Here is a 9,682-nt window from a genome sequence, read left to right on the forward strand (position 1 = left end):
GTCAGAAGAGCTTCAGCTTGTCGTCGTCGATGCCGCGCAGCTCGTCGTAGTCCAGGACCACGCAGCCGATGCCGCGGTCGGTGGCCAGCACGCGCGCCTGCGGCTTGATCTCCTGCGCGGCGAAGACGCCCTTCACCGGGGCCAGCAGCGGGTCCCGGTTGAGCAGCTCCAGGTACCGGGTGAGCTGCTCGACGCCGTCGATCTCGCCGCGCCGCTTGATCTCGACGGCGATCGTCGTGCCGTCGGCGTCGCGGCAGAGGATGTCCACCGGGCCGATCGCGGTCGGGTACTCGCGGCGGATCAGCGACCAGCCGGAGCCGAGCACCTCCATCCGGTCCGCGAGGAGCTCCTGGAGGTGGGCCTCGACACCGTCCTTGATGAGGCCGGGATCCACGCCGAGTTCGTGCGAGGAGTCGTGCAGCACCTCCTCCAGCGTGATGATGAGCTTCTCGCCGGCCTTGTTCTCCACCGTCCAGACCCCGTCGGCCTCCTTGAGGACGCACGGCGGGGACATCCAGTTGAGCGGCTTGTAGGCGCGGTCGTCGGCGTGGATGCTGACGCTGCCGTCGGCCTTGACCAGGATGAGCCTGGTGGCGGAGGGCAGATGGGCGGAGAGCCGACCGGCATAGTCGACTGAGCAGCGGGCAATTACGAGACGCACGGTCGACCACGCTAGCCCACCGGGGCCAGTTGATGCGATTCCACGACGACCGGGTGAAGAATCCGCGAACCCCGCCACGATGGATGCCCTGCGATCCGGCGAATGCCTGTCGGCACCCTGGCGGCCACCACCATAGGCCGCTACGGTGTGTGACGGATTGCTTGCGGGAGCGCTGTCAACGGGGATGGAGACTTCAGATGAACGATCCGACAGGATCCGGCCAATGTGGTGCACCCGGGCGCATTCCGGGAGCAATCCGCAGGAATGACCGGCCTGGCCCCGCGTTGACTGCCACGCTGTCCTGAGCGGCCGGCGCCCCCGACCAACGTCTCCCTCGACAGGTCCTCGGCGCCCCCGCGTCGGCGCGGTGCCGGAAACCCGGCCGTCCGGCGGCGTCACACCCGTCCGACGGTGCTCCGGACACACACGCGTCCCACCCTCACCCTCAGCTTGGACTTGGACTACGCATCACCACCCGGGCGTCGCGCGGGTGGTTCGCGAGAGGAGAACCCATGTCGCTCGACGTCTCACCGGCCCTGCTGGAGAAGGCCGAGCGGGACGAGGTCGACGAGCGGGAGTTCGTCGACTGCGTCCGCGTCTCCCTGCCCTACGCCTGGGACCTGATCAGCTCGCTGGTCGCCCAGACGGAGGTCGACGGCACCGACTTCGCCGACAACCAGGTACCGCCGCCCAGCGAGCAGGCCCGCGGCCAGCTCCTGCGCGCGCTCGCCAGCAACGCGATCCGGGGTGCCCTGGAGCGGCACTTCGGCGTCGAGCTGGCCTTCCAGAACTGTCACCGGGTGGCGGTGTTCCGGCCGTCCTCCGCCAACAAGAAGCGCTACGAGCGCTTCACCTCGGTCCGCGAACAGCTACTCAACCAGTCCGACGAGCTCCGCGACTGCTGAGCCGGACACCGGCTCGGCTCGGCTCAGCTCAGCTGGGGCAGGACCTCGGAGCCGAGCCGGGCGATGTTGTGCAGGGTCGCCTCCCGGTCGCCGCTGCCCTCGGCGAGCAGGGCGAAACGGCGGATGCCGGTCCGCTCGGCGGTGGCCAGGAGCCGGTCCGCGCACTGCCTCGGCGTCCCGACCGCGTGCAGGTCGCAGAGCAGTTCGGTGTACTGGCGCGGGTCGCGCATCTTGCGCTCCCGGCCGTCCACCGTGCGGTGCGCGCCGAGCCCGAACTCGAACCAGCCGGGCATCGCGCGCAGCAGGGTGGCCCGGGCGGCCGAGGTGCGGTCGTCGACCTGGGCCACCCCGGCCGCGACGTGCCGGCGGGCGACCCGGCGCAACTGCTCCTCGCCGCGTCCGGCGGCCATCCAGGCGGAACGATACAGCTCCAGCATGTGCAGCTTGTCCTCGTCGCCGGAGTGCATGCCCAGCAGCATCGGCAGGCCGCGTTCGGCGGCGGTGCGGACCCCGGAGGGCGAGGTGCAGGCGACCACCACCGGCGGTCCGGCCGCGGGACGGCCGGCGGTGGTGAGCTGCTCGTCGGCGGGGCCGTCGGCGTCCTGGCGCTGGCGGGGGAAGCGCAGCACACCGGTCCGGTCGTCGAGGCCCAGCCAGGCGCCGAGGTCCGGGCGGCGGGGCGGTTCGGTGGCCCGGGGCACCACCGCCACCTCGGGGAAGCTGAACTGCTCCCCGGCCGCGCCCACCCGGGAGCCGCGCAGCCAGCGCAGCAGCAGGTCGAGCCGCTCCGGGAAGCCCCCCTCGAAGGCGTCCACGCCGCTGCCGAAGACGTCCAGGTCGATCCACGGGCCGCCGCGCCCCACTCCGAGCGTGAAGCGCCCGTCGGAGGTGAGGTGGAGCAGCGCGGCCTGCTCGCCGAGCGCCACCGGGTGGGTGGTGGAGAGCACGCTGACCGCCGTGCCGACGCCGATCCGCCGGGTCCGGCCGAGCAGCAGGGCGGCCAGGGTGGCGGCGTTGGGGCAGACCCCGTACGGGACGAAGTGGTGCTCGGCCAGCCAGACGCTGTCCAGCCCCGCCTGCTCGGCCGCGACGGCGGCGCGCACGGTGCGGTCCAGTGCCTCGCCGTGCGACTGGCCGGGGAACTGCGCGGAGAGCAGGAAGGCGCCGACCCGGACCGGTGCGGTGTCCGAGGCGGCGGCGCCGGCGCGCTGGACCGCGGGTCGTGGGGTACCGGCGGTGGCGGTGACGGCCGTGATGGTGCTGGTTCTGGTCATTGCTGAGGCCTCCTCGGGTGCGCGCAGGGTCTGCGGGCCCCGCCTGTCCCCTCGTGAGTAGCCGATGTCATGTGCCAATGGCACGTCGGGGCGCCGATTTTCCGGAGAAACGGGTGGATCTCCCGGGAAACACCCGATCATCCTCCGAAGCCGTGATAGTGGCTCGGAGTGATGCTGCCCGGCCGTAGGCTGGAACGGTTCCCGCACCCCGTAGAGAGGTAGCCGCCGTGTCGCCCCGACGCAACCGGATCAAGAGCGCCGCCGACCCCGACCGGGCCGAGCCGGGCGCGCCGCTGGGCGGCTCGCTGCGCCGGACCGAGAGCTACCAGGGCGACGACTGGGTGGTGCAGACCGTCGCCGGCACGGCCGGCCGGCACTACCGCTGCCCGGGCTGCGACCAGGAGATCCCGCCCGGCGTGGGCCACGTGGTGGCCTGGCCGATGCACGGCGCGGGGGTGGACGACCGCCGGCACTGGCACCGGGCCTGCTGGGGCGCGCGGGAGCGCCGGGCCTCGAACCTGCTCCGCGGCCGCGGCGCCCCCCGGTACTGACCCGCCGCCCGCTCAGGCGTCGCGCTTCTTCAGCACCAGTGCCCCGCCGGCCAGCGCGGCGAGCGTCCAGGCCAGGCAGATGACGAAGCCCGCCCACGGCCCGTACGGCTGGCCGTGCTGCTCGTACACCAGCAGCATCCGGGAGCCGGCGTAGTCGGGGAAGTAGTGGGCGACGGTCTTGGCGCCCGGTACCGCCGAGAGGATCGGCGAGAGCAGGAAGAAGAACGGCACCAGCACGCCCAGGGCCAGGGTCTGGTTGTGCAGCATCGCGGTGACGCCCGCCGAGAAGAGGCAGAGCATCGTGAGGTAGAGCGCGGCGCCGAACACCGCGCGCAGCACGTTCGGTTCGCCCAGCGTCGTGGAGTGGTCGCCGAGCAGCGCCTGGCCGGCGAAGAAGGTGACGAAGGCCGTCACCAGCGAGACGGCCAGGGCGAGGGCGCCGAGCACCACGGCCTTGCCGGTGAGCAGGGTGCCGCGCTGCGGGACGGCGGCCAGGGTGACCCGGATCATCCCGGTGCTGTACTCGTTGCCGATCGCCAGCACCCCGAAGACGATGATGGCCAGCTCGCCGAGCATGATGCCGGCGAAGGCGGTGCCGGTGGCGTCGAAGGGGGAGTCCTCGCTGCGGAACTCCTCGAAGTTGTTGTTGGTGAGCAGGGACAGCAGGGCGCCGACGACGAGGGTGACCACGAAGGTCAGCGCGAGGGTCCAGACCGTCGAGCGGACGCTGCGGATCTTGGTCCACTCGGAGCGCAGGACCGCGGGGAAGGACGCCATCTCAGTTCTCCTCCTTGTCGGGGGAGGCCGGATTCCGGTCCCGGCCGCCCTCCCAGCCGGCGCCCCAGGCACCGGGCGCGCCCGCCGCGTCGGTGCCCGGCCCGTCGCCGGCGTGGTACTCGACCGCGTCGGCCGTCATCTGCATGAACGCCTCCTCCAGCGAGGCCTGCTGCGGGCTGAGCTCGTGCAGCACCACGCCGTTCGCGGCGGCCAGCTCGCCGAGCGCGGCGAGCTCGCCGTCCACCACCTCGTAGGAGCCGTCCGGGCCGGCCTCGTGCCGCAGCCCGGCGGCCGCCAGGACGTCGAGCAGCCGCTCGGGCTGCGGGCTGCGCAGCCGGACGGCGGAGCGGGAGTTGCGGCGGATGAACTCGGCCATCGGCAGGTCGGCGAGCAGCCGGCCCTTTCCGATGACCACCAGGTGGTCGGCGGTGACGGCCATCTCGCTCATCAGGTGCGAGGAGACGAAGACGGTGCGGCCCTCCGCGGCGAGGCGCTTCATGAGGTTGCGGATCCAGAGGATGCCCTCCGGGTCCAGGCCGTTGACCGGTTCGTCGAACATGACGATCTCCGGGTCGCCGAGCAGCGCGCTGGCGATGCCGAGGCGCTGGCCCATGCCCAGCGAGAAGCCCCGGGCGCGCTTGCGGGCGACCGGGGTGAGGCCGACCAGGGCGAGCACCTCGTCCACCCGGCGTTCGGGGATCCGGTTGCTCTGGGCGAGCCAGAGCAGGTGGTCGCGGGCGGTGCGGCCGGGGTGGACGGCCTTGGCCTCCAGCAGCGCGCCGATGTACTTGAGCGGTTCGCTGAGCTGTCCGTACCTCTTGCCGTCGATGGTCACCCGGCCGCCGGTGGGACGGTCGAGGTCGAGGATCATGCGCATGGTGGTGGACTTGCCGGCGCCGTTGGGCCCGAGGAACCCGGTGACCACGCCCTGCGGGACCTTGAAGCTCAGCCGGTCCACCGCCAGGGTCGTGCCGTAACGCTTGGTCAGGTCGTGCAACTCGATCATGGAGACTCCCTCACTCTCCGTCAGGCTATGACAAACGGGACAAGGCGGCCCGCTGAGTGGGCCCGCCGGGCGCACCGGAATACGGTGGCCCCATGACCCAGCTCCCCTCCGCAGTGCCGGTCCGCGAGAGCGGTACCGGAACACCCCTCGTGCTGCTGCACGCCTTTCCGCTCAACGCCGCCATGTGGTCCGCCCAACTGGACGAGCTCCCCGGCCCGGCCGGGAACCGGGTGCGGGTGATCGCACCCGACCAGCGCGGCTTCGGCGGCACCGGGCTGGGCCCGGAGGAACCCTCGCTGGAGGCCGTCGCCGACGACGTCGCCCGGCTGCTCGACACCGCCGGCGTCGACCGGGCGGTGCTCGGCGGGATCTCCATGGGCGGCTACGTGGCGATGGCCTTCGCCGAGCGCCACCCGGACCGGCTGGCCGGGCTGCTGCTGGCCAACACCAAGGCCACCGCCGACCCGCAGGCCGCCAAGGAGAACCGGGAGCGGATCGCCTCCGCCGTCCTGGCCCGCGACAGCGTCCGGCTGCTGCTGGACGAGCGGATGGCGCAGGGGCAGCTCGCGCCGGGCTCGCAGCACCTGGCCGACCGGGTGCAGGCGATGGTCGCCGCCGCCCCGCCGGCCGCCGTCGCCTGGGCGCAGCGGGCCATGGCGGCCCGCCCGGAGCGCCTCGACGTGCTGGCCGGGCTGCGGGTGCCGGCCGCCGTGGTGGCGGGCGAGGAGGACGCGCTGATGCCGCTCACCGAGGCGGAGATGATGGTGCGGGCGCTGCCCGACGCGGAGCTGACGGTGCTCCCCGGGGTCGGCCACCTGAGCGCGATCGAGGCGCCGGAGGCGTTCGACGCGGTGGCGCTGCGGCTGCTGGAGCGGGTGGCCGCCGGATGAGGGAGGAGCGGGCGGAGACCGGCGGCTGGGACTTCTCCGCGCTGGAGGTGACCGGGCGGATGCCGGTGACCAACCGGGCCGAGGGGCTGCTCGAACTGACCCTGGAGCCGCTGGGCGAGGACTACTGGCTGCGCCCGGGGGAGACCTTCATCGTCACCTCGTACGGGGACTACGGCCCCGGGCACCCCTTCGAGGTGCAGTACTGGCCGGACTCGGTGTCGGTCTGGTGCACCTCGTGGTTCGGGACGGTCTCGGACGACGAGGGCAACCAGCTGAGCTGCGGGCACCAGCGCCCGGACGGCGCCTACCCGCGCTGAGGGCGCCGGGGAAAGGGGACGGCCCCCGCCCGGGGAGGGCGGGGGCCGTCGGGGCCTGCGGGCCGCGTCAGCGCGACTGCTGGGCGGGCACGCCCATGGTGTCGTCGTTCGGCAGCGAGGCGGCGGCCACGGCCGCGCCGGTCAGCGTCGCCAGCATCTCGCGGACGTTGGTCAGCTGGGCGTTGATGCTGTCGCGGCGGTTGGTGAGCGCCGCCAGCTCGCGCTCGGATTCGCTGCGGATGCGGTCGGCCTTGGCGTTGGCGTCGGCCACGATGTCCTCGGACTGGCGCTGGGCCGTCTCGACGGTCTGACGGGCGCGGCGCTCGGCGTCGGTGCGCAGCTTCTCGGCCTCCAGGCGGAGCTGCTCGGCCCGGTGCTCGATCTCGGCCAGCCGCTTCTCGGCCTTGGCCTGACGGGCGGCCAGGTCGCGCTCGGACTGCTCGCGGCGCTTGGCCAGGTTGGTCTCGAACTCCAGCGCGGCCTGGGCGGCCTTGGTGCGGGTCTCCTCGAAGAGGGCGTCCGCCTCCTCGCGCTTGTTCTGGGCGTCCTTGTTGGCCTCGGCCCGCAGCTGGGCGGCGTCGCTCTTGGCCTTGTCGACGATCCGCAGGCCCTCGTCCTCCGCCTTGGCCTTGCGGTCCTTGGCGTAGTTCTCGGCCTCGGTGCGGACCTGCTGGGCGGCCGCCTCGGCGAGCTCGCGGTGCTGCTCGGCGGCGCGGTGCGCCTCCTCGCGCAGGTCCTTGGCCTCCTCCTCGGCGAGCCGCAGGATCTTCTCGACCCGGGCGCCGAGACCGGCGTACGACGGCTCCGCCTCGGCGACCGCCGCCTGGGCGGTCTGGGTCTCCAGGTGGAGCTCCTCGATGCGCTTCTCAAGGGCGCTGATCCGGGTCAAGGCACTGTCACGGTCGGCCACCAGCTTGGTGATCCGCTCGTCGACCTGGGCGCGCTCGTACCCACGGCGCACCAGGTCGAAGCCGTGAGGGGAGTGACTGTCGCTCATGGGGTTCTGGGCTTCCTGTCGTCAAACCGCTGAGGTGGTTGAGGGAATCCTGACACGGTACCGGAGTGTCGGCGACGAAACGCCGTTGTCCCGCGGACAATGTCCGCTCAATCGGGTGGTGCGTTCTTGGAGCGATTGCCACCCGACCGGGGCGAGCCAATTCCGGCACCAGCCTTGGCACCCCCGTCCTTCTTGGAACTGCTTCCCCCGTTGGCCTGCGCGACCGGTGACGGCGCCTCGAAGGCCTCCAGCGCGGACAGCACGTCCTGCACCCTGGAGATCTCGGTGTTGATGTCCTTGCGGCGGCGCACCAGTTCGTCCAGCTCGCGCCGGCCCTCGTCGGTCGCCCGCTTCGCCTCGGCACGCGCCTCGTCGAGCAGCCGCTCGGCCTCCGCCTTCGCCAGCTCGATCTGCTCGTCGGCGGACCGGTCGGCGGCCCGCAGCCGCTTCTCGGCCTCGGCCGACGCCGTCTCCAGCCGCTCCTCCGCCTCGTCCTGGGCGGACTTCAGCTTGGCCTCGGCCTTGATGATCAGGGCCTCGGCGCGATCGGTGGAGCTGGCGAGCTTGGTCTCGGCCTCCTTCAGCAGGCCCTCGGCCTTGCGGACCGCCGAGAGGCGCACCTTGCTGGCCTCGGCGGACGCCTCCGAGGTCAGCTCGTTGGCCCGGTCCTCGGCGGCCGCGACCAGCGCCGCCGCCCGGTCCTCGGCCTCGGCGACGGTGGCCACCGCCTGCTCCTCGGCCTCGGTCAGCTGCTCCTGGGCGGCCGTCACCAGCGCGTCCACCCGCTCGCCGGCCGACTTCATGGCCTGCGCGTTCTCCTTGCGGGCGCGCTCGTGCAGGGCCTCCACCTCGGCGTCGGTGCGCTCGCGCAGCTCCTCGGCGCGCTCGCGGATCGCGGTGGCGTCCCGGCGGGCCTCGGAGAGCAGCGCGTCGGCGTCGGCCCGGCCCTTCTCGACGGCCTCCTGCCCGGCGGCCTCGCCGGCCGCGACCAGCCGGTCGGCCTCCTTGCGGGCGGCGGCGACCATCGCGTCCGCCTGCTCCTCGGCGGCGGCGGTGGTGGCCAGCGCGGTGGTCCGGGCGTCCTCGCCGAGCGACTCGGCGTCCGCGAAGGCCTTCTCCAGCACGGACTTGGCCCGCTCGCGGGTGGACTTGTCGAACTGCTCGGCGGTCTCGCGGACCTCGGCGTCGTAGGCGTCGGCGCGGCCGTGGGTGGCGGCGTCGTACTCGTCGGCGAGGGTGCGGGTGGCGAGCGCGTACTCCTCGGCCTCGGCGCGCAGCGCGGCGGCGAACTCCTCCGCCTCGGCGACCGTCGCGGCGGCCCGCTCCTCGCCGGCGGCCACCGTCCGGGCGGCCAGCTGCTCGGACGCGGCGCGCTGCTGCTCGGCGGCCTCCTGGGCGGCGCGCAGGGTGTCCTCGGCCTCGGCGCGCAGCTGCTCGTCGTAGGCCTGCGCCTCGGCACGCTGCCGGGCCAGCTCCAGCTCGGCGGCCTCGCGGTCGGCGGCCAGCTCCAGCGCGGTCTGCTCGCGCAGCGCGGTCGTCTCGGCCTCGGTGCGGGCCCGCAGATCGGCGGTCTCGTGCTCGGCGATCTCGCGCAGCTGCGCCGCGTCGTGCTCGGCCGCGGCCCGCAGCTCGGTGGTCTCCCGGTCGGCGGTGTCGCGCACCTCGGCGGCGGCCCGCTCGGCCTGCTCGCGCAGCTCCTCGGCGTCCCGCTCGGCGGCGGCCCGCAGTTCGGCGATCTGCTGGGAGGCGGTCTCGTGCAGCCCGGCCACCGACTGGCGGACCTCGGCGGCCTCCTCCTCGGCGGTCTCGACCAGGGCGGCGGCCTCGGTCCGGCCGGCCTCGACGAGCTCCTCGCCGTCGCGCCGGGCCTGCTCCAGCTCCTCACCGGCCTCGGCGCGGATCGCCGCGGCGGTGGCCCGGGCCTCGGACAGCTCGCGGCCGGCCTCGGCGCGGACCGTCGAGGCCTGCTCCTCGGCGAGCGCCAGCTCGGCCGCGCCCCGCTCGCGCTGCTTCCTGGCGGCGGTTTCGGCGTCGGTGCGGACGCGTTCGGCGTGGGCGTCGGCGGCTTCGCGGACGGCGGCGGCTTCGGCGGCGGTGCGCTCGGTGAGTTCGGCGGCGGCGGTTTCGGCGTCGGTGCGGACGCGTTCGGCGTGGGCGTCGGCGGCTTCGCGGACGGTGGCGGCCTCGGCGGCGGTGCGCTCGGCCAGTTCCGCGGCGGCCGTCTCGGCTTCGGTGCGGCGCTGTTCGGCGGTGGTTTCGGCGGCTTCGAGGGCGCGTTCGGCCTCGGCCTGGAGGCGTGCGGTC

9 protein-coding genes and 1 pseudogene are annotated in these 9,682 nt (G+C 73.7%); 4 read left to right on the top strand and 6 right to left on the bottom strand.

What is annotated here, in order from left to right; all coding sequences use genetic code 11:
* Position 1: 1 nt before the first annotated feature.
* Positions 2-661 (bottom strand): endonuclease NucS, encoded by a 660-nt coding sequence (nucS, locus tag ACFVVL_RS22655; protein WP_380286712.1) that lies wholly within the window; start codon positions 659-661, stop codon positions 2-4.
* A gap of 512 nt (positions 662-1,173) precedes the next feature.
* On the opposite strand from nucS, the gene ACFVVL_RS22660 reads away from it, so the two are divergent.
* Positions 1,174-1,566 carry an SCO5389 family protein gene (locus ACFVVL_RS22660; RefSeq protein WP_380286711.1) on the top strand — a complete coding sequence of 131 codons (393 nt, stop codon included), beginning with the start codon at positions 1,174-1,176 and terminating at the stop codon, positions 1,564-1,566.
* Between the two features lie 23 nt (positions 1,567-1,589).
* Here ACFVVL_RS22660 and ACFVVL_RS22665 read toward each other — a convergent pair whose 3' ends face one another.
* Positions 1,590-2,840: an LLM class flavin-dependent oxidoreductase gene (locus ACFVVL_RS22665; protein ID WP_387677958.1), complete on the bottom strand. Its 1,251-nt coding sequence runs from the start codon at positions 2,838-2,840 to the stop codon at positions 1,590-1,592.
* A 227-nt stretch (positions 2,841-3,067) separates the two neighbouring features.
* Between ACFVVL_RS22665 and ACFVVL_RS22670 the strand changes: the two genes are divergently transcribed.
* Positions 3,068-3,391 (top strand): ATP/GTP-binding protein, encoded by a 324-nt coding sequence (locus ACFVVL_RS22670; protein ID WP_380286709.1) that lies wholly within the window; start codon positions 3,068-3,070, stop codon positions 3,389-3,391.
* A gap of 12 nt (positions 3,392-3,403) precedes the next feature.
* Here the strand turns inward: ACFVVL_RS22670 and ACFVVL_RS22675 are convergent, their stop codons facing one another.
* On the bottom strand, positions 3,404-4,168 hold the full coding sequence (locus ACFVVL_RS22675) for an ABC transporter permease subunit (RefSeq protein ID WP_380286708.1): 765 nt from the start codon (positions 4,166-4,168) through the stop codon (positions 3,404-3,406).
* A gap of 1 nt (position 4,169) precedes the next feature.
* On the bottom strand, positions 4,170-5,174 hold the full coding sequence (locus ACFVVL_RS22680) for an ABC transporter ATP-binding protein (RefSeq protein ID WP_387677962.1): 1,005 nt from the start codon (positions 5,172-5,174) through the stop codon (positions 4,170-4,172).
* Positions 5,175-5,266: 92 nt separating this feature from the next.
* Here ACFVVL_RS22680 and ACFVVL_RS22685 point away from each other — a divergent pair, with 92 nt between their 5' ends.
* Together ACFVVL_RS22685 and ACFVVL_RS22690 are read left to right on the top strand one after the other, a co-directional pair.
* Positions 5,267-6,064, top strand: coding sequence for an alpha/beta fold hydrolase (locus ACFVVL_RS22685; protein WP_380286706.1), 798 nt, complete (start codon positions 5,267-5,269; stop codon positions 6,062-6,064).
* Positions 6,061-6,381: a hypothetical protein gene (locus ACFVVL_RS22690; RefSeq protein WP_350553087.1), complete on the top strand. Its 321-nt coding sequence runs from the start codon at positions 6,061-6,063 to the stop codon at positions 6,379-6,381. The genes ACFVVL_RS22685 and ACFVVL_RS22690 overlap by 4 nt, the downstream gene beginning before the upstream one ends.
* Positions 6,382-6,448: 67 nt before the next feature.
* On the opposite strand, the gene ACFVVL_RS22695 is transcribed toward ACFVVL_RS22690, so the two are convergent.
* Both ACFVVL_RS22695 and ACFVVL_RS22700 read right to left on the bottom strand, forming a co-directional pair.
* On the bottom strand, positions 6,449-7,378 hold the full coding sequence (locus tag ACFVVL_RS22695; RefSeq protein ID WP_344345574.1) for a cellulose-binding protein: 930 nt from the start codon (positions 7,376-7,378) through the stop codon (positions 6,449-6,451).
* A gap of 107 nt (positions 7,379-7,485) precedes the next feature.
* Positions 7,486-9,682 (bottom strand): annotated as a pseudogene (locus ACFVVL_RS22700) (hypothetical protein); the annotation flags it as partial.

Origin of the sequence: Kitasatospora sp. NPDC058115, assembly GCF_042884635.1 — a bacterium.
Lineage (GTDB): Bacteria > Actinomycetota > Actinomycetes > Streptomycetales > Streptomycetaceae > Kitasatospora.

Bases quoted from the DNA above. Each gene is read 5' to 3' on its own strand.
- ACFVVL_RS22695 (WP_344345574.1), bottom strand. From the start codon at position 7,378: ATGAGCGACAGTCACTCCCCTCACGGCTTCGACCTGGTGCGCCGTGGG.
- ACFVVL_RS22685 (WP_380286706.1), top strand. From the start codon at position 5,267: ATGACCCAGCTCCCCTCCGCAGTGCCGGTCCGCGAGAGCGGTACCGGA.
- ACFVVL_RS22680 (WP_387677962.1), bottom strand. From the start codon at position 5,174: ATGATCGAGTTGCACGACCTGACCAAGCGTTACGGCACGACCCTGGCG.
- ACFVVL_RS22660 (WP_380286711.1), top strand. From the start codon at position 1,174: ATGTCGCTCGACGTCTCACCGGCCCTGCTGGAGAAGGCCGAGCGGGAC.
- ACFVVL_RS22675 (WP_380286708.1), bottom strand. From the start codon at position 4,168: ATGGCGTCCTTCCCCGCGGTCCTGCGCTCCGAGTGGACCAAGATCCGC.
- ACFVVL_RS22665 (WP_387677958.1), bottom strand. From the start codon at position 2,840: ATGACCAGAACCAGCACCATCACGGCCGTCACCGCCACCGCCGGTACC.
- ACFVVL_RS22690 (WP_350553087.1), top strand. From the start codon at position 6,061: ATGAGGGAGGAGCGGGCGGAGACCGGCGGCTGGGACTTCTCCGCGCTG.